This window comes from Echinicola shivajiensis (genome assembly GCF_018642165.1).
Lineage (GTDB): Bacteria > Bacteroidota > Bacteroidia > Cytophagales > Cyclobacteriaceae > Echinicola > Echinicola shivajiensis.
Map to the genome: position 1 here is coordinate 77,519 of NZ_JAHHZM010000002.1, position 25,729 is coordinate 103,247.

Annotated in this window: 14 protein-coding genes; 9 read left to right on the top strand and 5 right to left on the bottom strand. The window is 38.3% G+C overall.

Annotation, left to right across the window (positions count from 1 at the left end; translation table 11 throughout):
• The first annotated feature begins 2 nt into the window (after positions 1-2).
• From KMW37_RS04875 to KMW37_RS04915, 9 genes are all read left to right on the top strand, one after another.
• Positions 3-1,541 carry a SusD/RagB family nutrient-binding outer membrane lipoprotein gene (locus tag KMW37_RS04875; RefSeq protein ID WP_215223496.1) on the top strand — a complete coding sequence of 513 codons (1,539 nt, stop codon included), beginning with the start codon at positions 3-5 and terminating at the stop codon, positions 1,539-1,541.
• A gap of 178 nt (positions 1,542-1,719) precedes the next feature.
• Positions 1,720-2,763 (top strand): LacI family DNA-binding transcriptional regulator, encoded by a 1,044-nt coding sequence (locus KMW37_RS04880; RefSeq protein WP_215223497.1) that lies wholly within the window; start codon positions 1,720-1,722, stop codon positions 2,761-2,763.
• Positions 2,764-3,190: 427 nt separating this feature from the next.
• Positions 3,191-6,259 (top strand): SusC/RagA family TonB-linked outer membrane protein, encoded by a 3,069-nt coding sequence (locus KMW37_RS04885; protein ID WP_215223498.1) that lies wholly within the window; start codon positions 3,191-3,193, stop codon positions 6,257-6,259.
• A gap of 12 nt (positions 6,260-6,271) precedes the next feature.
• Complete coding sequence (locus tag KMW37_RS04890; RefSeq protein WP_215223499.1) at positions 6,272-7,900, top strand: RagB/SusD family nutrient uptake outer membrane protein; 1,629 nt, start codon at positions 6,272-6,274, stop codon at positions 7,898-7,900.
• 644 nt (positions 7,901-8,544) lie between these two features.
• Complete coding sequence (locus KMW37_RS04895) at positions 8,545-10,839, top strand: GH92 family glycosyl hydrolase (protein WP_215223500.1); 2,295 nt, start codon at positions 8,545-8,547, stop codon at positions 10,837-10,839.
• A gap of 55 nt (positions 10,840-10,894) precedes the next feature.
• Positions 10,895-11,773 (top strand): ROK family protein, encoded by an 879-nt coding sequence (locus KMW37_RS04900; RefSeq protein WP_215223501.1) that lies wholly within the window; start codon positions 10,895-10,897, stop codon positions 11,771-11,773.
• Positions 11,774-11,809: 36 nt separating this feature from the next.
• Complete coding sequence (locus KMW37_RS04905; RefSeq protein WP_215223502.1) at positions 11,810-13,216, top strand: sugar MFS transporter; 1,407 nt, start codon at positions 11,810-11,812, stop codon at positions 13,214-13,216.
• A gap of 3 nt (positions 13,217-13,219) precedes the next feature.
• Positions 13,220-15,532, top strand: coding sequence for a GH92 family glycosyl hydrolase (locus KMW37_RS04910; RefSeq protein WP_215223503.1), 2,313 nt, complete (start codon positions 13,220-13,222; stop codon positions 15,530-15,532).
• 49 nt (positions 15,533-15,581) lie between these two features.
• Positions 15,582-16,094, top strand: a complete 513-nt coding sequence (locus tag KMW37_RS04915) for a cupin domain-containing protein (protein ID WP_215223504.1) — start codon at positions 15,582-15,584, stop codon at positions 16,092-16,094.
• A 54-nt stretch (positions 16,095-16,148) separates the two neighbouring features.
• On the opposite strand, the gene KMW37_RS04920 is transcribed toward KMW37_RS04915, so the two are convergent.
• The 5 genes from KMW37_RS04920 to KMW37_RS04940 all read right to left on the bottom strand — a co-directional run bounded on the left by KMW37_RS04920 (position 16,149) and on the right by KMW37_RS04940 (position 25,545).
• Complete coding sequence (locus tag KMW37_RS04920) at positions 16,149-17,501, bottom strand: vanadium-dependent haloperoxidase (protein WP_215223505.1); 1,353 nt, start codon at positions 17,499-17,501, stop codon at positions 16,149-16,151.
• A 14-nt stretch (positions 17,502-17,515) separates the two neighbouring features.
• The gene (locus KMW37_RS04925; RefSeq protein ID WP_215223506.1) at positions 17,516-20,827 is read right to left on the bottom strand and encodes a VCBS repeat-containing protein; all 3,312 of its coding nucleotides are present in this window, start codon (positions 20,825-20,827) and stop codon (positions 17,516-17,518) included.
• Between the two features lie 124 nt (positions 20,828-20,951).
• Complete coding sequence (locus KMW37_RS04930; RefSeq protein ID WP_215223507.1) at positions 20,952-21,827, bottom strand: ROK family protein; 876 nt, start codon at positions 21,825-21,827, stop codon at positions 20,952-20,954.
• Between the two features lie 84 nt (positions 21,828-21,911).
• The gene (locus KMW37_RS04935) at positions 21,912-24,239 is read right to left on the bottom strand and encodes a PIG-L family deacetylase (protein ID WP_215223508.1); all 2,328 of its coding nucleotides are present in this window, start codon (positions 24,237-24,239) and stop codon (positions 21,912-21,914) included.
• 67 nt (positions 24,240-24,306) lie between these two features.
• The gene (locus tag KMW37_RS04940; protein ID WP_215223509.1) at positions 24,307-25,545 is read right to left on the bottom strand and encodes an ROK family transcriptional regulator; all 1,239 of its coding nucleotides are present in this window, start codon (positions 25,543-25,545) and stop codon (positions 24,307-24,309) included.
• Positions 25,546-25,729: the final 184 nt, after the last annotated feature.

Consider the following 25,729-nt stretch of genomic DNA (forward strand, 5'->3'; position numbering starts at 1 on the left):
CAATGAAGACAATATATATAAAAATTACAGCTTTGTGCCTCATGCTTATGGTGTCCTTCAATGCCTGTAATACAGATAATTTAGCAGAACTTAACGTTGACCCAAGGGTCGCCAGTGAGATTGATCCGGGCTTTATATTGGCCTATACTCAGCTTCAGACTTCTGGTGAGCGATATGAAAATTGGAGAACAGTGATGATTTTTCAATCAGTGATGATACAGCATTTTGCAGCCTTGGCTACGTATTGGGTAGGGGATAAATATTTACATAATGACTCTTATTCAGCGGCATTATGGGACAGAGCTTATGTCAATTATGTGAAGGATTTGGTCAATTTAGCAGATATTACAGATCCTACTAAGGAGGGCAATGATGCTTCAAATGTGAATTATCATGCCATTGCAAGGATTTGGAAGGTTTTTGCTTTCCAAAGAATAACGGATATTTATGGTGATGTTCCTTATTTTGATGCTGGTAAAGGCTTTATTGATCAAAATTTCTTCCCAGCATATGATCCGCAGGAGGCAATTTATCCGGATTTAGCCAATGAATTAGAGGAGGCTGTTGCTTTATTGGATGAATCTCAGATTAATCCAGGCAGTCAAGATTTAATTTATGGAGGTGATTTGGGTAAATGGAGAAGGTTTGGCAATTCATTGATGTTAAGGATAGGGATGAGAATGAGCAAAGTGGCTCCAAATTTGGCCCAGGAATATGTTGGTAAGGCAATTGCTGGAGGAGTAATGACCAGTAATGACGATATTTGCTATATTTCTCATACTGATGGTCCAGAAGGAATCAATAGGAATGGTATAGGAGAAGTGTTCAACTGGGATGGTACCAACTATACCAATGATGACCAAGGTGTCTTGAGTAAAACATTTGTAGACTGGATGTTGGCAGGCAATGATCCTAGGCTGGAAAAACTAAGTTGGGTTAGAAATGGGGGAGAACCTATGGGACTTCCTAACGGCTATGATGGTAATACTATTGAGAATTTTGATCCATTGTACACTACTTCGGCAAGAAGGGATGATTATAGCAGAATTAACCCTTTATTTGTTTTAAGAGAATCTCCTATGGTTTTTCAGACCTATGCAGAAGTGGAATTTTTGATAGCAGAGGCCATTGAAAGAGGATGGGCAACAGGTGTTGCAGCAGATCACTATAATGCAGGTGTTACAGCAGCCATGAAACAGTTTATGGTTTATGATGCCAGCCTGGAAGTGGCTGATGCGGATATTACCAGCTATTTGGCAGCAAATCCTTACAATAGTGCTGAGTGGGACAGAATATTGGGTGAACAATACTGGGCTGCAACAATATTGAATGAGTATGAAGCCTACGCAAATTGGAGGAGAACAGGGTTTCCAGAGTTGACTCCTGTGAATTATCCTGGCAATCAGACCAATGGGACTATTCCGAGGAGGTTGAGATATCCTGGTGCTGAAGCTGCCAATAATCCGGAAGGTTATAGTGCCGCTGTAGCAAGGCAAGGACCAGATACCTATACCACTAGGATTTGGTGGGATGTAGAATAATTTTATAATTTTTAGGATTACAAAAGGCTGTTCGTTAGAATGGCCTTTTGTTTTGTGAAACTTACAAGCTTAGGTGAAAAAGAGTCTTTAATTTTTCAGAAAATAGATTATATTTGGTATTTAACAAATTCAAATGGTACTGTTGTTAAGGCCATATTGCTTAGCGTAAATCCCACAGATGCAAAAGAAGAAACACTCTATAAAAGCCATAGCCAAAGAGCTAAATATTTCTGTTACAACAGTTTCATTTGTGCTGAATGGTAAGGCAGAAGAAAATAGGATTAGCCAGAAATTAATAGATAAGGTTCAGGCCTATGTCAAAGAAATAGGTTATTATCCTAGTCAATTGGCTAAAAGCTTAAGGACAGGTAAGTCCAATATTATTGTTTTTATGGTAGAGGATATATCTAATCCCTTTTTTGCCACCATTGCCAAGCTTATAGAGGATCAGGCATTTAAGGATGGTTATAAAATTATCTACAGTAGTACAAATAATGATCCAGAAAAGACCATGGGGCTAATCAGGGTTTTCAAGGATTTACAAGTGGATGGCTATATTCTGACCCCGCCTGTAGGCATGGACCCTAAATTTATTAAGGAACTGGCCAATGATAGAAATCCAATGATTCTTTTTGATAGGTATTTGCCTGAAGTAGAATGCAGTCATGTGGTAATAGATAACTTTCAGGGTGCTAAACAAGGCTTGGACTTATTCTTGGAGAATGGATTGAAGGAAATTGGATTTATTACCCTAGATAGTGACCAGTCCCAAATGCACGATAGGATGGAGGCTTATGATCAAATGTGTGAAAAGTTGGGGATAAGCCCAAAAGTGCTCAAAGTTCCTTTTAGCTCATATTCTTCCTTGGATACAGCTAAGGAATTGAAAAATTATTTTTTGAATAATAAGCAGTTGGATGCCATATTTTTTGCTACCAATTACTTGGCCATGAAAGGAATGCAGGTAATGAAGGAGTTGGATATCAAAATTCCAGAAGATATTGCTGTGATTGCCTTTGATGATAATGAATTTTTCAAATTCAATACTCCTACTGTAACTAGTATTGTTCAGCCAAAAGAAGAAATAGCTGAAAGCTTGATCAGTACGATGCTAGAACTGATTAATACGGATGTGGAGGAAAGAAAGGTAAAGAAAATCGTATTGCAAGCCTCAGTAAATGAGAGGGAATCTTCCAAGAAGAAAGTAGGAGTGAGTAAATAGAAAATTACTTTAACAAAATAGCAATAAAAAGCTCACTGATCTGGTAAAATGATCGGTGAGCTTTTTGTTTTATTTGATGGTTTTGCATATAGGTAAGCCAAAAAAACACCTATTTATTTAGGTAGTTGACTAATTCCTTTAGGACTATTTAAGGTAGTCAGATAAAAAATATATAAAGTTTTTTATTCAATCAGTTTGTGATTACGGGTTGATTTTTTGGTTTGAGTTACATTATTTTTGTGATGAGTTGTGTTTTCGAACGTTTTTTAATTGATAGATTTTTATAAAATACTAAATCGGTTTTGCGTTTTTACTAAATGGGTTTAGCTTTACGGGCTGATTTAGTGAATTGGATTTTATGTTTTGTTAAAAAAATCTTTCGTTTTACTAGGTCATTAAAATTTTTACCAAATCAAACCCATATAGCATGAAAGCAAAATTACCAGTTGCTGCCATCTCGGTCAGTGACAAATCAAAAAACTTTCGGGGAATAAAAGGAGGATTAGCGTTAATGCTTCTTTCAGGAATGCTTGGTTCTTTCTCAAAAGCAGAAGGTAGCCCTACAGTTCTGAAAAATAATAACCCTGAGATTGAGGCGATTTCTAAAAACTATGCCAAAGAAGTAAAAGGAACCATTACAGATGAATCGGGTGAGCCATTACCTGGTGTTTCTATTTTGGAAAAGGGTACTACTAATGGTACCATAACTGACTTGGATGGTAATTACAGTATTTCTGTAGCCTCTGATCAGTCAGTATTGGTTTTTAGTTTTATTGGAATGGCTTCTCAAGAGGTAGTGGTTGGTAGTCAAACCAATTTGAATATTGTATTACAATCAGATACAGAATCACTTGAAGAGTTTGTAGTGATTGGTTACGGATCACAGAAAAAAAGAGAAATCACCTCATCTGTTGCCAATGTTGGTGAGGAAGATTTTGTCCAAGGTGGAATGCGTTCTCCTTTAGAGTTGATCCAAGGAAAAGTAGCTGGCTTAAATATCAATAGAACTCAAGGAAGTAACCCTAATGCGGGGACTGATATTCAACTAAGAGGATTAACATCTATTATAGGTACTACAAGTCCCTTAATTGTAATTGACGGCATTCCGGGAGGTAGTTTAGATCTACTTCAACAGGATGATATCGAGTCCTTTGATGTATTAAAAGATGGTTCAGCAGCTGCCATTTACGGTACTAGAGGTAATGCAGGTGTTATCCTGATCACGACAAAAAAGGGTAAGGCTGGACAGTCGCAATTTGATTATTCTTCTTATGTTCAAAGAGAGTTTGTGGATAAGAAACCTGACTTCCTGACTGCAGATGAATTCCGCGGTCTTATTGATGAAGGTTTGATCGATGAGGTTAATGATTTAGGTCATTCTACAGACCTCTATGACTTGCTATTGAATAATCAAAATTTAAGTCAGTACCATAATTTTGCAGCTTCGGGTGGTGGAGAGAATTCTACTTACCGTGCTTCATTTTATTTTAATGATGCAGAGGGTATTGCACAGGAAAATAGCAGACGTCAGTATGGAGGTAGAATTAGCTTCAACCAAACAGGCTTGAATGAGCGACTTACCTTAGCTTCTAATGTTGCTTCTAGCTTTAGCAAGGCAAACAGATTGGGAGGTGGTACTGGTGATTTTGAGCAGGCTATCCAAAGAAACCCTACAGCACCAATCTTCAATGAGGATGGCAGCTTCGTGGAAACGCAGGCATATAATAATTACAATCCACTTTCAAGATATGCCAACAGGGTAAGTGAAAGAAATCAGCAAACTTTCTCCGGTGATGTAAGATTATCCTTGGAGATTATTGAAGGACTTACTGCTTCTGCTTTTGGTGCCCATGTGAGAAATACATATAATGATAGGTATTATCAGTCAATGAATGATTTCGCAAACCGTCCTACATCTCAATACCAAGGAATGGGTTATGCATCTAAAAACAATTATTTAAACTGGTCCAATACGTTTGAATCTACATTAAATTACAAGCGAGTATTTGCCAGCGACCATTCTGTGGATGTAATTGGTGGTTATAGTTACCAATATTTTACAACTGAAACTTTCGATGTAAATAATAATGGATTTACTACAGATGGATTCATGGACTGGAATCTTGGAGCAGGTAGTGCTATTAATAATACCCAACTTCCAAGACCTGGTATGGGAAGCTTTAAGGAAGACAATACCCTTATAGCCTTTTTTGCAAGAGCAAGTTATTCTTTTAAAGAAAAGTATTTTGCACAGGCAACCATCAGAAGAGAGGGTTCATCTAGATTTGGGGCCAACCATAAGTGGGGTAATTTCCCTGCATTGTCAGTGGGTTGGGAATTGACCCAAGAAGAATTTTTGAAAAACAGCTCTGCTGTTAATAATCTTAAAGTTCGTTTAGGTTATGGTGTTACCGGTAACCAAGGTATTGGTAATTATAATTCCTTAGTAACGCTTTCCACTGGAGGTGTTTATCCTCAGGAAGGTGTTTTCTTCCAGACTTATGGGGCTGCGAGAAATCCAAATCCTGATTTAAGATGGGAAAAGAAAAAAGAACTAAACCTAGGTTTTGACTTCTTGCTTTTCAATAACAAACTGGGGGGATCCTTGGATTTGTATAACAGAGAAACAGTTGATCTATTGTATAACTATACTGCACAGCAACCTGCTTTTGTTAGAAGTACTTTATTGACCAACGTAGGAAGTATCAATAATAAAGGTATTGAACTTTATTTGACTTCTACACTTGTTCAAAATAGTGATTTCAGCTGGAGAGCTGATTTGACTGCCAATACCCAAAGAAACAAAATCACTTCTCTTTCAAATGATGTGTTTACTGTTTCATGGATTGAAGATGGTGGATTGCCAAGTCCTGGTAACTTAGGTAATGCAATCAGAGTGGAAGAAGGTGGAGTAATCGGTAATTTTTATGGAAAAAGGTTCGCCGGTTTTACCGAAGATGGAAAATGGCAGTTTTATAAAGCTGATGGTACTATAGGTGGAGCCGGAGATATGTCTCAAGAGGACTTGACCATTATTGGTAATGGCGTTCCTAAATATATGGCCTCATTAAACAACACCTTTACCTACAAGAATTTTGACTTGAGTATTTTCTTTAGAGGTAAGTTCGGATTTGATATTTTGAATACCAAAGATCTTTATTTCGGAAATAAAAGATGGTTGCCAAACAACCTGTTAAAAAGTGCAATAACCACTCATGCTCAATTGGATGATGATCCTCAATATTCTGATTATTATTTGGAGAAGGGTGATTTTGTTAAACTTGACAACTTGACTTTGGGCTATAATTTCAAAATCCAAAGTGAATACCTTAGAAACCTAAGGGTTTATGCAACAGGAAGAAACCTGCTGACCATTACTGGTTACTCTGGAATTGATCCAGAATTGCAGGATGTTGGTTTTAATACAGGTATAGATGGTAGAGGCTTCTATCCAAGAACCAAATCATTTTCTTTAGGAGTAAAAGTTGGATTTTAAAGCGCAGTAATCATGAAAAAATATATCAATAGAATCGCAGCAATCCTAACACCAGCTGCTTTGATAGGCACTGTTGCATGTGTGGATTTAGACGAAACAATATATAGTGAACTTTCAAAAGATAATTTCTACAATAATAAGGTAGAGATTATGCAAGGGGTATTGAGGCCATTTACCCATATGCAGGCATGGTTGGCACCGACCGGTCAAAGTGGACATTATTATCATAGTGAATTGGCTGCAGATCAGTTGGCTTGGCCGCAGAAAGGTCGTCACGGTTATGATGGTGGTGATCATATCAGGTTGCATTACCATGAGTGGACAGAGCAGGAAAACAGAATGCGTGGAGCTTGGTCCTTGATGTGGGCTGGTTTAGGTTATGTAAATGCTGCTTTAGAGGATTTAGAGGATGTAGATTTTGTGGCTGCTGGATTGACAGAGGATGATAAGAAATCTATTCTAGCAGAAGTAAAGGTAATGAGGGCTTATCACTACATGAAAATTATGGATATGTGGGGTAATGTTCCAATCGTAACAACTGTAGGTACACCAACCAATCCAGAGACAAGAAGTAGAGAAGAGGTCTTTGCGTTTGTAGAGCAGGAATTGTTAGATAATGTAGAATTGCTAAAGCCACTTTCCCAAGAATTAGTGGGTAGGGTTTCCAAAGCTGCAGGCTATTCCATGCTTTCCGAACTGTATCTGAACGCGGAAAAATGGGCTGGACAGGCCATGTGGGACAAATGTATCGAATACAGTGATAAGGTGATTGACGGTGAAGGTGGTAGCTTGAACGGTGCCATGAGATTGGATCCAGATATCCTTGGTCCATTCAGCAATACCAACCACTTGTCTCCAGAGAACATCTTCCAATTTGCCTTTAGTAGAAAAGGTGGATTTACTTTTAGTTGGGGAGGATTCTTTTTTGGATATGGTAATATGTCTGAAGCTCTTGATGTAACCTACAGTGGTTGGAATGCATTTGTAGTAATTCCTACTGCATTTGACGCTTTTGAGGAAAATGATCTTAGGAAAGAAGATTGGTTTCTTTTTGGCCCACAATATAAGTATGGAACTAATGAGCCAATTCTCGCTACTGAGGAATATGATGGACAGCCAATGGTGTACGTTAATAGTATTAGAAGGAATAGTGAAGGTGCGACCGGAGAGGGAAGCATGACAGAAGGAGAAGAGAATAGTGGGGCTAGGTTCAATAAATATCGTTCAGGGACTAAGGATGATGAAAACTATCAGGAGAACGATTATATCATTTACCGTTTAACTGAAATTTATTTCAATAAGGCTGAAGCTTTGATGAGAAAAAATGGAGGTTCAGCTACTCAAGAAGCAGTAGATTTGATCAATGCAAGTAGGGAAAGAGCATTTACTGAAGCTGATTGGTCTTCCGAAATGTATACAACTTCTACCTTGACCATGGATGAGTTGCTTGCAGAAAGAGGAAGAGAATTCATTTTTGAAGGGAAAAGAAGAACCGATTTGATTAGGTTTGGTAAGTTTACTACAGCTAGTTGGTGGGATCATGAGCCAAGTAATGATGTGAATATGGAGCTTTTCCCTATTCCATATGTTCAAACAGCACTTAACCCTAATCTGGATCAAAATCCAGGTTACATTCAATAATAACTAAGAAAAGAGGCAGCTTAAGCTGTCTCTTTTTTATTTTATCTGTATATCCGCAATTGCACCAGTAAATGTTAAAAGGGAATCGAAACGATCCTTTTGATGAAAGTATCAATTACTTCAGTCTTCGGACCACTTGAGCAAAGGATTTATGGTTACTGGCATCATAGCGGATAATCAGATTATTTTATTCGTGTAGTTATTTTAATGAGGATTTTGTCAAGAAATTATGCCGCTAAATGTCAGGTATGATTTTTTTCTTCAGAGAAAATTTATTTACCCTGATACCCCTGAATTTGTAAAATAAGTAAGGCAAATCTAATATTTAACTTTAAAATGCTTTTTGACTAAATTATTCTCTATGGAGTTTTTTGTCGATATACGTGTTTTATTATTCCGATTAAATCCCAGTCTGATTAGGCTGGGATTTTTTTTACTTACAAGTCTTAAAAATAATTTTAGAACAGGTATGGGCATTACTATTCGTGAAAATAATTCCTAAATAATACTAAAAGGGTTTAGCTTTTTGTGTCTCAGGTAATATATTTGTATTTTGAAAGTTAATTATAAAATGATCTCCTCTTCTTTATCACTACAGTGCAAAAAGCAGGAAATTCCATTAAACCCTAAATAGAAACATAAAAATGAAGAAAATTTGGACCAATGTCATTGCCTTAATGACCGTTGCTCTGACAGTCAATGGGCAGTCCTACCTTATAGATAAGGTTGAGGATCCTGTTGATTTTGTAAAGCCCCTAATGGGAACAGATTCTAAGCCTAGTATGTCCAATGGTAATGTGTACCCGGCAATTGCTTTGCCTTGGGGAATGAATTTCTGGACACCACAGACCGGTAAAATGGGTGACGGTTGGGCTTATACTTATAATGCTGATAAGATCAGAGGCTTCAAACAAACTCACCAACCTTCTCCTTGGATGAATGATTACGGTCAATTTGCGATCATGCCCGTAACTGGAGACCTTAAGTTTAAAGAAGATGAAAGAGCTAGCTGGTTTTCCCATAAATCGGAAATTGTAAAGCCACATTATTATAGTGTTTACTTGGCCGATTTTGACGTGACTACTGAAATCGCTCCAACAGAGAGGGCGGCAAGATTCAGGTTTACTTTCCCAGAAAATGACCATTCCTATGTGGTATTGGACGCTCTGGACAAAGGGTCTTATGTGAAAGTTATCCCTGGGGAGAACAAAATCATAGGTTATACAACCAAAAACAGTGGGGGAGTACCCGATAATTTCAAAAACTATTTTGTTATTGAATTTGATAAGGAATTTACCGTCAATAAAACCTTCAAGGATGGTGAACTTCAAGATCTGTTAGAAGCAGAATCAAACCATGTAGGTGCTGTCATTGGATTTTCTACCAAAAAAGGTGAAGTAGTCAATGCTAAAGTGGCTTCTTCTTTCATTAGCTATGAACAAGCAATGCTCAACCTTAAGGAGATTGGCAATGATGATTTTGAAACTGTCAAAGAAAAAGGCAGGGATATCTGGAATGAGGAATTAGGTAGAATCAAAGCTGAAGGTGGTACTGTTGATCAAATGGAAACCTTTTATTCTTGTCTCTACAGATCTCTTTTGTTCCCAAGAAAATTCTTTGAATATGATGCTGAAGGAAATGTAGTACACTATAGTCCTTACAATGGTGAAGTGTTGCCCGGTTATATGTTTACGGATACAGGTTTCTGGGATACTTTCAGGTCTTTATTTCCATTCTTGAACTTGATGTATCCTGAACTAAATGCACAAATGCAGGAAGGTTTGGCCAATGCTTATAAGGAAAGTGGCTGGTTGCCAGAGTGGGCAAGTCCAGGCCTAAGAAGTGTAATGGTAGGAAATAATTCTGCATCTGTAGTGGCGGATGCATATTTGAAATATGAAGGGGATTATGATTATGATATCGAAACATTATATGAGGCATTGATCAATGGCGCCAATAATGCTGGTCCTTTGACTGCTGTGGGTAGAGCTGGCGCAGAATATTATAAAGAGCTAGGATATGTTCCTTATGATGTGGGCATCAATGAAAATGCAGCCAGAACCTTGGAATATGCTTATGATGATTTTACAATATACCAATTGGCTAAGGCCCTTAATAAGCCAAAGGAAGAAGTAGAGTTGTATAAGGAAAGAAGTATGAACTACAAAAAGTTATTCGATCCTGAAACTAAATTGATGAGAGGTAAAAATAAGAATGGTGAATTTATGGCACCTTTCAATCCATTCAAGTGGGGAGATGCTTTTACTGAGGGAAATAGTTGGCATTATACCTGGTCGGTATTCCATGATATCAATGGTTTAATGGATCTAATGGGAGGAAAAGAAGCCTTTGCGGGTCAGTTAGACAAGGTGTTTTCTTTGCCTCCGGTTTTTGATGAAAGTTACTATGGTGGAGTAATCCATGAAATCCGTGAAATGCAAATTGCCAATATGGGTCAATATGCACACGGAAACCAACCGATACAGCATATGATCTACTTGTATAATTATGCTGGTCAGCCTTGGAAAACACAGTATTGGGCAAGGGAGACAATGAACAGAATGTACCGCCCAACACCTGATGGTTATTGTGGGGATGAAGATAATGGACAAACTTCAGCCTGGTATGTGTTCTCAGCAATGGGATTCTATCCAGTGTGTCCGGGAACAGATCAATATGTGCTTGGGGCACCTTTGTTCAAGAAAATCACTCTTGATCTACAAAATGGGAAAGAAATTGTCATTAATGCACCAAAAAACAGCCCAGAAAACAAGTATATTGATGGGCTTAAAATAAATGGTAAAAAATATTCCAAAAACTGGTTGAGTCATAAAGCCCTTTTACAAGGTGCTCAGCTTGACTTTGATATGACCTCATCACCCAATAAAAAAAGAGGTACTAAGGAGGAAGATTTCCCTTATTCTTTATCAACTGAATAATTCAAGCTCCTCTTGGAATAGTTAGTGCTGCTAAGTGCGATTTTCAAAATTTATTATGAGTAGTAACAAAGTAATAGGCATTGATATTGGTGGATCACATATCACCGCAGGTATGGTCAGCTTGGAAGATTATCAATTGGATAAATCCACAGTGGTCAGAAAGGCTGTACATTCACAAGGAGATGCTATGACTATCATCCAGGAATGGAAAGAAGCAATATCATCTGTACCAGGTTATGACGCTGCCGATGTAAAAATCGGCATCGCCATGCCTGGACCATTTAATTATCCCGAAGGAATTTCATTTATCAAGGACCAAGGGAAATACCAATCATTATACGAGTTGCATGTGAAAAACATGTTGGCTGATGCCTTGGGAATTCGAGTAGATCAGATTCATTTTGAAAATGATGCAGCTTGTTTTTTACAGGGAGAAGTGGCTAGTGGCGCAGCTAGATCAGTAAACAGTGCCATTGGTTTGACCCTTGGAACAGGATTAGGGAGCTCCAGGTATCATGGCGATTTTGCCCAGGATGCAGCACTTTGGTGCAGTCCGTTTCGTGGTGTTATTGTGGAAGATTATGTTTCTACTAGATGGTTTGTCAAAGCCTATAATGAGAAGACAGGTAAGACGATCAGGGAAGTAAGGGAACTGACCAAGAAAAAAGAAAATCAAGCTATAGCAAAAGAAATTTTCAGGGAGTTTGGAAAAAATCTAGCAGATTTTCTGAAAATATTTATTGAAAAAGAAAACCCCGAAGTCATTGTCATTGGGGGAAATATCACAAAGGCCGGAAAACTGTTTATTCCGGTAGTACAAGAGGAATTGGCGAAATCAAACTTGTCTACGCCTATCCGAATTTCAGAGCTTGGGGAAAGTGCTGCATTGATTGGTGCTGCGAGTAGCTGGAACCAACACAGGAAATCACATTAAATAACAATTTCAAAACCTTAATAACCCTTCAAATCAATGGCTTCAGCTAATGTAACCCAGCCTATTGACCAAAATGTGGAGTTTGACTCCGGACAAAAGTTCATTGGTCCTTTATTTCTTGTAACGATGTTGTTCTTTATGTGGGGATTCATCACCTGCATGAACGATATTTTGATACCTCATTTGCAGCAGGTATTTACCCTCCAGAACTGGCAGGCGATGTTGATACAGACTGCTTTTTTTGGTGCCTATTTTTTTATCTCTTTACTGTATTACATTATATCAATTACCAAAGGAGACCCCATTGGTAAGATTGGATATAAAAACGGAATCATTTTAGGGCTTGTTATTTCGGCTGCCGGTTGTCTGTTTTTCTATCCAGCGGCCAGTTATAAAAGCTATGCCTTTTTCCTTTTTGCATTGTTCATACTGGCATCAGGAATTACGATTTTGCAGATTGCCGCCAATCCATATGTAACCATTTTGGGTAAGCCTTCAGGCGCATCAAGTAGGCTGAATATGACCCAGGCATTTAATTCCCTGGGAACAACCATTGCACCTTTAATAGGTGGATATTTGATTTTCGGAGCTATGGGAGAGGTTGAAATTAGCGCTGATGCGGTAAAGCTTCCTTATATAGGATTGGCATTGACTTTAATTTTTATTGCTTTGATCTTTAAGCTGTTCAAACTGCCGGAGGTAAACTCACAAGGTGTGATTGTTTCAGACAGTGGGGCGTTGAAGCACAAGCATTTGGTTTTGGGAATAGGGGCTATTTTTGCCTATGTAGGAGGAGAAGTGACGATAGGAAGTAATCTGATCAACTTTGCCAGACTACCTGAAATAGCAGGACTGGACGAAACAGAAGCCAGTCATTATCTTGCCTTATTCTGGGGTGGTGCAATGGTAGGGAGGTTCTTTGGAGCTGTGGCCCTTGCAGACTTTAAGAAGAATAGCAACAGGTTCTTGATCATTGGCGGTATTACAATGTTGTCCTTTGTAACAATTTATAATGTCTACGGGATGGATATGGCGCTTTATGCTTTGGCCTTTATAGCTTTGAATATTGTGGTAATAATTCTTGGACAGTTTATTCCTAATAGGACCCTATGGTTGTTTGGACTAAGTGTGATTGCTTTACTGACCTTGGGCTTGTTGACTGAAGGCGAATTGGCATTATGGTCGATTGTAGCAGTCGGTTTATTTAATTCCATTATGTTTCCTACAATTTTCTCTCTTGCGATTAAAGGCTTAGGGAAATACACTGCACAGGCCTCTTCATTATTGGTCATGGCCATTGTGGGTGGTGCGGTGATCACTCCTCTGCAGGGCTTGTTTGCCGATTTGTCAGGGAGTGTTCAGTTGTCATTTTTGGTTCCAATGGTTTGTTATTTATACATAGTTTATTATGGTTTTTCAGGGTATAAAATCAAAAAGTCTTAATTTATGATTAAAAAAATTTTATGCTCATTTTTTCTGGCTGCATTATCCCTGTCAGCAATATCACAAACAAGGGATCTTAGCCAATATGTTGATCCGATGATCGGGACAGCAAAAATGGGGCATACCTATCCCGGGGCAACAGTCCCTTTTGGGAGTATTCAGTTAAGCCCAGATACGGATACCATTCCATATGAGGTCAATGGGCGATATAATCCTGAAGTTTACCGTTACTGTGCCGGTTATCAATATGACGATGCCACTATAGTTGGTTTTAGCCACACCCATTTTAGTGGAACTGGACATTCCGATTTAGGGGATTTTCTGATCATGCCTACGAGCGGGCCACTTCAGCTTAATCCGGGTACATCTGAAAATCCTGATTCAGGGTACAGGTCTCGCTTTTCCCATGATAATGAACATGCTTCTCCAGCCTATTATCAGGTGGGATTGGAAGACTATGGTATAAACGCTGAGTTAACGGCCACTACTAGAGTAGGTGTCCACCGTTATACCTTTGAAAAAGGTGAGGATGCCCATATTATTCTGGATCTGATGTCTGGGATTTATAATTATGATAATAAGAATTTATGGACTTTTTTGAGGGTGGAAAATGACACCTTGGTGACCGGGTATAGAGAAACTTCAGGTTGGGCCAGAACCCGAAAAGTATATTTTGCTTTGTCTTTTAATAAACCGATAAAGAATTATGGGCATCAAAAGTATGATGATAAACAAGCTTACAAAGGTTTCTGGAGAAGATTCAACGAGACTGAAAACTTCCCAGAGGCAGCAGGTAGGAAAATAAGGGCATACTTTGATTTTGACCTTGAAGATGGGGAGGATCTTATATTAAAATTGGCAATTTCTCCGGTAAGTACAGCTGGTGCATTGAATAATATGAAATTGGAAACTCCAAATTGGGATTTTGATGAGATCCATCAAGCAGGAGTTGACAACTGGAATAAAGAGTTGAATAAGGTGCAGATAAGTACCATAGAGGAAGAGGATATGGTCAATTTTTATACCGCCATGTACCACGCCTTTTTAGGACCTACTGAATATATGGATGTGGACGGGAATTATATGGGATTGGATATGAATACCCATCAAGCAGATGGTTTTATCAATTATACCAGCTTTTCTCTTTGGGACACCTATAGAACTTTACACCCTTTATTTAATATACTTCAGCCCAAAAGGAATCGGGACATGGTCAAGTCCATGTTGGCTCATTTTGATCAAAGTGTTCATCCAATGTTACCGATTTGGTCCCATTATGCCAATGAAAACTGGTGTATGATCGGCTATCACAGTGCCTCAGTAATTGCCGATGCTGTTGTAAAAGACAATGTGGATTTTGATACGGATCATGCCCTAAAAGCAGCAGTAAAAACTGCCAATACCAATTATTTTGATGGTATTGGAGAATACATAGTAAAGGGCTACGTTCCAGAAGATGTGAGCGGATCCTCAGTTTCGAAAACCTTGGAATATGCTTACGATGATTGGGCAATTGCTCAAATGGCTAGAAAACTAGGTGCGGCCGATGTTGCTGAGGAATTTGAAAAAAGAGCTGAAAGCTATAAAAATGTTTTTGATGCTAAATCAGGCTTTATGCGTCCAAAATTAAAGGATGGTTCCTGGAAAGATGGCTTTGATCCCTTGGATACCCATGGACAGGGATTTATTGAAGGAAATGCCTGGAACTATAGTTTGTATGTGCCGCATGCTCCAGAGGAAATGATAAAAATGATGGGAGGAAATGAGCAATTTGTTCCTCATTTGGATTCCCTATTTTCTATGGATCTGCCTGACAGATATTTTGCCAATACTGAAGATATCTCCAGGGATGGAATCATTGGTAATTATGTTCATGGCAATGAGCCTTCACATCATGTAGTATATCTTTATAATTGGACTGATCAAGCCTGGAAATCACAGGATAAAATCAGGATGATTCTTAAAACCATGTACCGAAACGGTGAAGATGGTCTAGGAGGGAATGATGATTTCGGACAGATGAGTGCTTGGTATATATTTAGTGCTCTGGGTTTTTATCCTGTAGCTCCTGGATCAGTAGATTATGCTTTGGGCAGTCCTTTGGTAGCTAATGCAAAAATTAACCTGGAAAATGGAAAGCAATTTGAAGTGGAGGTGAAAAACCAGTCCTCAAAAAATGTCTATATAAATAAAGTGTTTTTGAATGGACAAGAGCTCAAAAAACCATTTATTCAACATGATGATATTATGGATGGAGGAAAACTGACTTTTTATATGAAGTCGAGGCCAAATAAAAACTTATTTTCCAAGGATTAAAGTATTACAATTTATAATTTTAACTAAGAAAATAATAACCGTTATCAATATGAAGATAGAAAAAAATGCCTCCAAAGAGGAAATCTTTAAGCAAATCAAGGATTGGTTGGATTTCAATGGCTATAAGGTGGCAGCTGAAGACAGAGAGAGACCATGGGGTGGTTTTTTTGTCATAGATGAAAGTCAAATAGGAAAATTCAGATCCCAATTTTTTTCCAGTGTGGAATTTTCTGAGGCTCAATTAAAACAAAAGTTAAGCCCAAAGATTTTGATTGTAGGACCAGAAAAAAGACTTTCTTGGCAATATCACCACAGAAGAGCCGAGATTTGGAAATTGGTTGGTGGAGAAGGCGGTATTGTTACCAGTCCAACTGATGAAGAAGGTGAACTACAGTCTTTGGTATTAGGTGAGGTGGTTGAATTGGCCAAAGGAGAGAGGCATAGATTGGTAGGAATGGACAATTGGGGTGTTGTAGCAGAAATATGGATGCATACAGATCCTTCAAACCCATCTAATGAAGAAGACATAGTTAGGGTTCAGGATGACTTCCAAAGAAAATAAGAATTGATTTTAAAGATGTAAAAAAAGGCCTTTCCATAATCGGAAAGGCCTTTTTTATTTTTGGGTAAGTGTGGCTTTAGGTTCAATCCTACTGAGAATGTGTTGGGCTATTTTATTGCCCTGCTTGATCCCCTCTTCAATGGCATCCCTATAGTGAATGCCTCCATAAAGTCTTGAAATAGCTGCTTCATCAGATGCCTGAATGAATGATTTGAACTTTCTTGGAGGTAGTCCAAAGTACTCTTCTGAGGTGTCTGTATAGGCAAAACTGTCCCCAAAATAACTGGTTAACAAAACAGCACTTGTTCTGGAAATAACGCTGTGTCCACTTGTATATTCAGGAAAAGGAGGTGTCTGAAGGATAGGGCGCCACTTTTGGTCCAAATGTCTATTGATAACCGTTTCTGGACGAATTCGGTCACTATCATATTTTTCTTCCCAGCAACTAATAAAAGCATCATGGAGGCCAAGAGAAACCATTGAATGGACCTCAACAGTCTGGAAGAAACTCAATTTGGCTTTTTTACTGGCTATTCCAGTAATATTTACCCAGTGTCCACCAGGAGATATCTTTTTAAGTCCAATGGCCATATGGCCGGAGTAAGAAACCATAAATGGATTACAATCCCAGAAGTTGGCTATCAGCCTTTTTTCTTGGTTTAATACCTGGGTAGTGTCATAAACTTCCTTTACTTGTTTGTAGAAAGGACTGTTTTTTTCCATTGAAAATGGTGCTGGAGGAATAGGTTTAAAACTCTCTAAATCTTTAATATAGAATGTCCTAATAGTTTTCCATTCTGGATCTATGGCCATTAGGTAGGCAGGGGGAGTAGGATACCAAGTTCCCGGCTTATTGGCAGGAGTATATCTTGGTAATGCACTAAGTTGTCCATAACCATCTGTTTTTGAGTAGGCAAGAATTTGCTTGGCAATCTCTTGGGCATAAATCATACTGGTTTCCAATGTTTTTCTATTGGCCCAGCGGTTGGATTTGAACTGCTGAAACAATTCCTCCTGCGTTTTGCTTAAAAGCTTTCCTGATGGCATGATTCCTTTGCCCACTTCCAGCATACAGTAAATCGCGCTGAATGTGCTGTCTATATCTGATGTTATAGGGAATTTGATGTCTAAGGGCTGATTAAATTGCCCTATGAAAGAATTTTTTATTCCTTCCTCTCCAACCATGGCCGCATAGGCCCCTAATGTACTGTAGGCATAAAACCTTGAAGCTCCTGTCGGTGGGGTTACGTCAGAAACCATTATCTCAGTAATGGCAAATAGATTCTTGACATAGAGGTTTACCTTTTGCTCCCTTGTTTGCGCATTTAAGTTAAGGGGTGATAATATTAAGCCTATAATAATCAATATGGCTGACAATATTGACAGGTCATATCTGTTTTTACTCATATGATAAATCATGATTACTTACTTTTTTGATAGGCTACTATACCTTGATTATTTAGTCCAAATAGCAGGATTTGACTGTTGTTTATGGTTATTGGTAAGATGGACTTAACATCTCCCTTGATGGAGAGGCCGGATTGTTTTTGCGGAAGATAACTGAAATCTCCTTTCCCATTTCCTAGAAAGACTTCTCCATAATTGGCATCAATTACCCCAATTCTCAATCGGGTATAGGTTTGATTTCCACCTAAGATAAAGTCCAAATTCCCATCCTCATTAAAATCGAAGCTTGCTATACTGTGAACAGGTGCAAATTGTGCTTCAATAGGAAGGTTATGAGCTATAAAGGACGATCCATTGTTTTCCAAATAAATGGTTCTTAACTCATTAACAGTTAGGGTCTGTGCCTCGTTCAATTGTTCTTTGGAAAGTATATCTTCAATTTTCGCATCAGAATAGGAACCGTAATCGGTGAATTTGCTTCTCAGTCCATAAATCTGGTCCAAAAGTTCATCCCTACTGGCAAATGGAAATGGTTCATCGTTGAAGTATTTAACCATTAAAGGATCAACAGAGCCATTATTGTCAAAATCACCATAATATAGGGTCATTGGTTGGTCTTTGCTAGCACGAAGCTGGGAGTTTAAGCCATAGTTTCCAGCGATAAGGTCCATGTCGCCATCATTGTCAAAATCCCCCAAGGCTAAACTCGACCATAAGCCATGAGGTGAATCTTTCAACCATTGAGGGGTGAGGTTTGTGAATCCGTTTCCTTTTTGGTTGATGTAAACTTGAATAGGAAGGCATTCGCCTACCACAATAATATCTTCAAAGCCATCACTGTTTAGGTCTGTAATTTGTGCATCCGTTACCATTCCAAGTTGTGAAAGTTCAGGTAATAGATTTGCTGTTTCGTTTATGAATTTACCCGTACCATCATTTATTAATAGGTAACTCTCTGGGCTTTCAGGATACTTTCCTGGGATAATTCTACCTCCTGAAAACAAGTCAGGAAAACCATCTTTATTAAAGTCGGCACTTTTAACTACAGAGGTGCTGGTAAGCATTTTTGGCAACATCTCAGTTGCAAGGCTGAAGTTATTGTTTCCATCATTTACATATAGCCTATCTTGAAGGGCTTCATCGGTAGCAGTATAATTATGATAGCCACCACTCGCTATATATAGGTCTGGATGTCCATCTTGATTAGCATCAATAAAAACTGCATCTGCATCAGAATAGCTGTCATCTAGGCGTAGGGAATTGACTGGTTTAAATTCCCCGGATTCATTGCTTAAGTAAAGCTTACCTGGATTGCCTTTTGAACCTCCCACGTATAGTAGGGTATGACCATCACCGGTTTTTCCCTCAGCCATAATAGGCCCTAAATGACTGGGCATTTCAACCAGTAAAGGTTGTCTTTTGAAATCATTATAATTGGATCTTTGATGTTTGTATGGAATAGGGGACTCCATACTTTGGTATACCGGTTTCGATACGGGTTGGCCATTTGTAGAAGTTTTATCAGCTTTTTCTTCTTCTAAAACGATAAGCTCATCAGCTTGAATATTTTTTAATAATTGAGTCTTATCTGAAGGCCATTTAACTTTTATTGAATCAACGGATTGATTAGATCCCAGTCCAAAATGAAGCGTGTAACTCACGGTAGACTGAAAGCCCCTTGTAGGCATCATTTCCAAGGTCTGTGAAGTTCCTTGCGCAAATATTGAAACCTGGGCACCTATGCCAAAAGTGTTTTTATTTTGGCCTTTTAATTTTATTTGGAGATAATGTCCGTTGTCATTATCTGGATCTTTATTTCGGAAGACTGAGGCAAAATCATTTAGATTATTAACCACTAGATCCAAATGCCCATCATTATCCAAGTCCCCATAGGCTGCACCATTGGAAAATCCCGGTTCATTGATGCCCCAGTCTGCTGATCTATTGGTAAATGTTAGATCACCATTATTTTGAAAAGCATAGTTGGGGATAGGGGTAGAGCTCATGGAAGTTACCAAGAATAAGGTGTCTGCCTTTTCCCTAGCAATGGCTTTTTGGAAATAATAATCTCCCTTATATTTTAGAAAATCACGATTGGTATAATCTCTGTAATAGCCATTGGTAACAAAAAGATCTTTGAATCCATCGTTGTTCACATCAAAAAACAAGGAAGACCAACTCCAGTCTGTATTAGAAATTCCTGCCAACTGCCCGATTTCACTGTAGGTTTCATTTCCATGATTAATATGCAACATGTTCCTCATGTTTTGATGGTGAAAACCCTCAGATATCATCAAGGCATATTGTTCATAGTTTTCAGGTCCATAGAGCAACTTTTGACGTTTATTATCCTCAGGAAGCATATCCAGGGTGAAGATATCTTTAAGCCCATCATTATTAATATCAGAGATATCCAGTCCCATGGAGAAATGGCTGATGTGCTGAAGCTGCTCATTAAGTTTTTCAGTGAATGTCCCGTCTCCATTATTTATATACAGGTAATCTGACTCTATATAATCATTGGAGACATAGATGTCAGGCCAACCATCATCATTAAGGTCAGAGGAGATGACACCAAGACCAAAGCCAAGGGCATGGCCAAAAATTCCTGCTTCCTCGCTTATGTCTTTGAACTGGCCATTATCATTTCTGAAAAGCTTGTCACCGGCAAATTGGTGTCTTGATTTTTTTGCCTCCTGAAATTCAAAATCATGGATGACTTTTATATGGTGATTGAGCAGATAGATATCTAGGTCACCATCTTTGTCAAAGTCAAAAAATAAGGCCTGTGTACTATTGGAAGGATCGTCGAGTCCATAAGCCGCAGCTTGTTCAGTGAAGACCAAATCGCCTTCATTGATATAAAGTTCATTTCTTCTACTATCTGCATTGCCTTCACCGGAAAAGGAAACATAAATATCCAATAGACCATCTCCGTTTATATCGGCCATAGCCACACCAGTTGACCAACTGTCCTTGCCGCTGATACCTGCTTTTTTGCTTATGTCCTTGAATTCAAAATTTCCCAGATTTTGATATAGCTTGTTGGGACCCATATTGCTGGTGAAAAAAATATCGTCCAAGCCATCATTGTCTAAGTCACCAATGGCGACTCCGCCACCATTGTAGAAATACTCGTAGGTAAGGATATTGTGTTTTTCATCCTCAGTGAGCATATTTTTAAACTTAACTCCTGATTTTCTTGGAGAAATATTTTCAAAACCTGACTTATCCTGTCCCTGACTAAAATTTGGGAAGAGAAATAATAGGCAAAAACAGTAAATAAGTGGAATTGGGGTACTTCGGGTAATTATTTTATCATGCATTTTATATTAAATATAAGCCGTTAATTGAGTAACTCAACCGAATATAATATAAAATGTTATTTTGTCATTACCAACTAATACATCTTGAAAAATTAATCCCCCGATGGATGCATCGAGGGATTATTTATTTTACAATATTAACTTCTGGAACAATGTTTTCTTCTACCAGGGCCGTGGCCCCCATTATGGCAGAGTCCTCGACAGTTGAGGTAAAGATTTCCAAATGGTCACTAATGGATTTGTAGGGGAAGGTATTCACTGTTTCATACATACTTTCTGAAAAGTAAGCGTATGCCTTACTAATAGAACCTCCGATTACTACTGCTTCTGGTGCATAAGTGAACAGGATATACTTGATTAAGTTTCCTAAATGCATTCCATATTCTTTGAATATTTCCAAGGCTTTTGCATCACCTTTTGCGGCTTTCTCAGCTAAATCCTTTGCTGAAGATTCATGGAAAGTACTGAAAAATTTGCTTCCACAGTAATTTTCAAAGTTACTATCCATATAAGGAACTCCTCCCCATTCGCCTGCTCCACAGATAAATCCTGTATAAAGGGAATTGTTGGTTATGATTCCTGTACCGATTCCTGTTCCTAATGTAATGCCAACTACATGGTTGTGTTTGCTGGCACTGCCAAATTTGTATTCGCCCAATGCAAAGCAGTTGGCATCATTGTTAATGAAAACAGGTTTATTGAGCTTTTCCTCTAGGTATTTTTTTAGTGCAACTTTGGTAAAAGCAGGAATGTTTTCCAAGTTATAAACGATACCGTTCTTGGAGTCAATAAGTCCCGGAATACCTATACCTATTCCTTCTATATCATAAGAAAAGTAGGAAGCGATAAATTCGGCAATGGTAGTTAATATTACCTCTTGAGGGGCATGAGATGGAGTCGGGATTACCTTCTTTTCAATCAATTTACCGTCCTTCAATAGTCCGGCATTGATAGAAGTCCCACCAATATCCAGTCCCAAAATAAGCCGACTTTTTTTCATATATCAATAATTATAAAACTAAAGATATCCGAGGGCATTACGCCCTCGGATATCTCAATAATAGGCGTAAGATTTAATTTGAGATTAGATCATACCTTCAATAGACTTCTCTAATTCTCTCGCGTGGGCGATAAATTCTTCAACGTTCATGTCCTTAAAGAAAATCAAGCCGTGACTTGCTCTCACCTTGGCCATATCATGCTGATAGAAGTAATCTTTACCTAATAATAACTGAACATCATTTAGTTGGTCAACCCATGTACGCTTGGCAATGGTACTGAATTTACCATTGTGGGCATAACTAGGGAAGGAAGCATTTACTTGGCTTAGGTAGCAATTGGCAAATGAGTCTTCCATTACAGAAAGGTCACCTAATGAAACAGGAACAATTACATTGGATTCTGCTGCATCAAATTTAAACCAAACGTTTCTGTAACCAATGATTCTAAGTTCGCTAAGATCCTTTTCTTTACTCCATTCTTTAACCGCTGCGGCAGTTGCTTGAAGTACTTTATAGTGTGTGTCAGGACCACTACCTTCTGGGTCAAGCGTTAAGCTTAACTTGGTAGGGTTTACTTTTCTGAACATTTCAACTATAGGTTCTACGTCACGTGCTTTTTCAGGCTGCTCAGTGAAGATATCACCAGTGTAGAATCCTAGTCTTAGGTGGTGAACATTCTTAACTTTTACACCAAAGTGAGCCCATACCAGTTCTTCCTCAAACTCACGGATCATACCCTTTAGTTTCTGGATTTTTGGTGGGTTTTTCTCACCATCGTAAGAGTTTTTCAAAATGCTTAGTACATCATTGATAGTTTCTCTCAGTTTGTCCTTGTTAGGTACATTGAAGATTTCCACCAATGCTCTAACCACTCTGTGGCAAAGCCCTCTTTGCTGTTGCTCAGGGTCTTCAGAAGCCACATTGGTCAAGTAGTGATAAACATCCTTGTCTTTCTTAAGCTTGAATCCAGCTTGAAAGAAGTCTTCATAATTAACCATCTGGATTTGGTTATTATCCATCAGTTTTTTGGTATGAAGCAAGGTGTCAATAACAAAGGTGTTGGTAACTGCAGTAAAACCTGAAGTCAGTACTGAGAAATGTGCTTCGTTTGTTTTTTCACTCAATTGGTTGGTGATATGAGGTAAAATACCCAAAGATATATCATCATGGTGAGGGCCAGTATGAAGCAATACTTCGTTTTCTTCCTTAACCAAACCATTGTTCAATTTGGCCACAGTACTTTCTTTTACTGAGGCAACAGTGTTTTCAGAAAGGTTTGGAATAAGAGAAGTATAAGGATCAGCCTTAAGTTCGTCCAATGTCAATCTATTGGCATACTTTCCTAACTTTTTACAAAGTTCTAGAACAGCTTTTTCAGTTTTAGCTTGAGTCCACTCACCTTTTTGGAAATAGGTGTTTACACTATCGGTAAGTTTGGAAGCTGCACCTTTGGTAAGGTAAAAACGTCCATTTTTCAATTTTTGAAGAACTGTGCCAGGAAAAACATTGTCCAGTGGCGTCTCCAAAGAATCTTTTACAATTTGGGCTTTGGCTTCACCGGCAGCAATAATGATACCTACAGCCTCAGGGTTATATACAATAGTGTCTAGACCAATTGTAATAACCAATCTATTTGCAGAAACTTCGATTCCTCCAAGGTCGCCAGCTGCTACAGCTTGGGTTTCAAAGTTGGTTTCTGTCAATCTGGTTGTAGAGAAAATATCAGATCCACGGGTGTTGAAGGCAATGTGGCCATCAGGACCAATACCTCCCAAGAAGAAGCCAATACCGCCTTTTTCACGGATTTTTTGCTCGTATTCACCACACCACTTGTCAATCAAGAAGATTGACTCCTGCTGTAATTTCTCCAATTTAGAGGTAGCCTCTCTAAATCTTAATGATAGATCTACTTTATAGTCAGGGAAAATCTCAGAGAAATGCTTTCCTTCTGCTAAAGGGATTTCATCGGAATTGATCAAAAGAGCCTTTTTAGGATCCAAACCAAATCCGTCAATATAGAATTTGTTAACGTAATGGTAGAAACTGTTGTTCTGAGAAGAAGAAATTGGGTAAAACTCATCGATTTGAACAAAATGAAGGTTTTTCAATTCTGGCTTCTTAGTGTCAGTAAGACCATATTGCTTTCTGATTTCTTTTCCTTTTTTACTGTCCCAGTTTTCAAGTAAAAACTGAGTCCACTTAATGAAAAACTCAGGAGTTTTTCCTGTCGGCAAGCTAATTACACCATCAGGGTTGTTAGCAGCCCACTCTAAAAATCTACATGCCGTCAATAACCCTAATTTAGGGAAATTGTCTACTGTCAGGTAAGGGATCAATGTAGTGATCTCTTCAACACCTGATTCTTTTAAGAAACATTCTTCTACTTCCGATAAAGGATAGTTACTAAGCATATTTAGAATTGTTTTATGTTAATGCTTTTATATTAAAGCCACGGCAATGTGATTCTGATACCGTGGATCAGTTAATAATGTCTTCGAAAATATTCTCTATGACTACCGCTACTCCTCCGAGTAGACCAACTTCTTTTCCTAATTTGTAGAGTGCCAATTCCGACTTCTCCCTTGATTTGGCCATACTGAATATATTCAGGGCTTGCTGTATTGGCGTGATCAAATATTGTTGGGCCTCAGCTACGGATCCACCTACTATGATCAGATCAGGATTCAATAATTGGATAAGGATAGAAATACCTCTTCCCAAATCTAAACCTACATCTGAAAGGATGGTGATGGCTCTTTGATCTCCGGCCAGAGCTGCTTCAACAATTAGAGAAGGGTCAATACTTTCTCCTTTTTCTTTTGCTAAGCGGCTCAGAATTGAATCGCTATCTTTAAGTATAGCTTCCTCGGCCATCCTTACCATAGCTGTTCCAGATGCCACAGCCTCCAGGCATCCTTTTTTACCGCAGGTACATGAGATATCCCTTGATTCAAAGATAGGGGAGTGGCTAAATTCACCTGCAAACCCTGCTCCACCTCGGTATAATTTGCCATCTATAATAATTCCAAGACCAATGCCCCAGCCTACGAAAATGCCCAATACATTATTATATTTTTGACCTTGGCTGAACTTAAATTCCGCTAAGGTCATTGCCCTTGCGTCATTTTCTATAAAGACTTTTTTATTGAATTTGGCTTCAAAGTTTTCCACCAAAGTTTTCTTTCCAAATTTTAGATAGGTGTGGTTGATTCCACTTAAAGAATCCACCAGCCCAGGCATGGAAATGCCTATGGCAATAATTTTATCATCAGGAATTCCGGATTCCTTCATATATGTAGCCATGAAATCAGCAATCCTTTCAAAGGTTGCCTTATCATTGTTCAAAGTGATTTTAAAAGTGCCTGTTTCAGTTACTGCGGTATTGGCACTGTCATAAATAGCTGCTCGGACGGTAAATTTGCTAATGTCCACTGACAAGATATAAAAGGAATCAGAAGCCAGTCTGTACAAATCTGGTTTTCTTCCGCCTTGTGATTCAGCTCTACCTTGTTTAACAAGTTTTCCGCCTTGAATAAGATCAGTAAGTAGGGAGTTTACCGTGGGTAGACTGATACCTACTTCGTTACAGATTTCACTGGCTGTGTTGCTTCCGTTGGTGTAAAGATTCTTGATGATTTTGATCTTGTTGAGGTAGTTCTTGATTTCAACAACTCCTTCTTTTTCATCTAAGCTCTTTTTTGGATTTATTAGATTCATCTTGTTTTATTTATTAGGGTACTCAAATTAACAAAATATCGCTCAATATAAAAAATACTTTTATAAAAAAATTAAAAAAGAACAAACCGTTTTTATTAAAATATCGATTCTGTACTACTGTGTTAAATGGTGAATTTGAAAATATATAGCTTAAATCACCTCGAGAAGTGAAAGATTTACAGTG

Excerpts from the sequence above, each read along its gene's own strand:
- KMW37_RS04875 (WP_215223496.1), top strand. The coding sequence starts at position 3 with ATGAAGACAATATATATAAAAATTACAGCTTTGTGCCTCATGCTTATG.
- KMW37_RS04880 (WP_215223497.1), top strand. The coding sequence starts at position 1,720 with ATGCAAAAGAAGAAACACTCTATAAAAGCCATAGCCAAAGAGCTAAAT.
- KMW37_RS04885 (WP_215223498.1), top strand. The coding sequence starts at position 3,191 with ATGAAAGCAAAATTACCAGTTGCTGCCATCTCGGTCAGTGACAAATCA.
- KMW37_RS04890 (WP_215223499.1), top strand. The coding sequence starts at position 6,272 with ATGAAAAAATATATCAATAGAATCGCAGCAATCCTAACACCAGCTGCT.
- KMW37_RS04895 (WP_215223500.1), top strand. The coding sequence starts at position 8,545 with ATGAAGAAAATTTGGACCAATGTCATTGCCTTAATGACCGTTGCTCTG.
- KMW37_RS04900 (WP_215223501.1), top strand. The coding sequence starts at position 10,895 with ATGAGTAGTAACAAAGTAATAGGCATTGATATTGGTGGATCACATATC.
- KMW37_RS04905 (WP_215223502.1), top strand. The coding sequence starts at position 11,810 with ATGGCTTCAGCTAATGTAACCCAGCCTATTGACCAAAATGTGGAGTTT.
- KMW37_RS04910 (WP_215223503.1), top strand. The coding sequence starts at position 13,220 with ATGATTAAAAAAATTTTATGCTCATTTTTTCTGGCTGCATTATCCCTG.
- KMW37_RS04915 (WP_215223504.1), top strand. The coding sequence starts at position 15,582 with ATGAAGATAGAAAAAAATGCCTCCAAAGAGGAAATCTTTAAGCAAATC.
- KMW37_RS04920 (WP_215223505.1), bottom strand. The coding sequence starts at position 17,501 with ATGAGTAAAAACAGATATGACCTGTCAATATTGTCAGCCATATTGATT.
- KMW37_RS04925 (WP_215223506.1), bottom strand. The coding sequence starts at position 20,827 with ATGCATGATAAAATAATTACCCGAAGTACCCCAATTCCACTTATTTAC.
- KMW37_RS04930 (WP_215223507.1), bottom strand. The coding sequence starts at position 21,827 with ATGAAAAAAAGTCGGCTTATTTTGGGACTGGATATTGGTGGGACTTCT.
- KMW37_RS04935 (WP_215223508.1), bottom strand. The coding sequence starts at position 24,239 with ATGCTTAGTAACTATCCTTTATCGGAAGTAGAAGAATGTTTCTTAAAA.
- KMW37_RS04940 (WP_215223509.1), bottom strand. The coding sequence starts at position 25,545 with ATGAATCTAATAAATCCAAAAAAGAGCTTAGATGAAAAAGAAGGAGTT.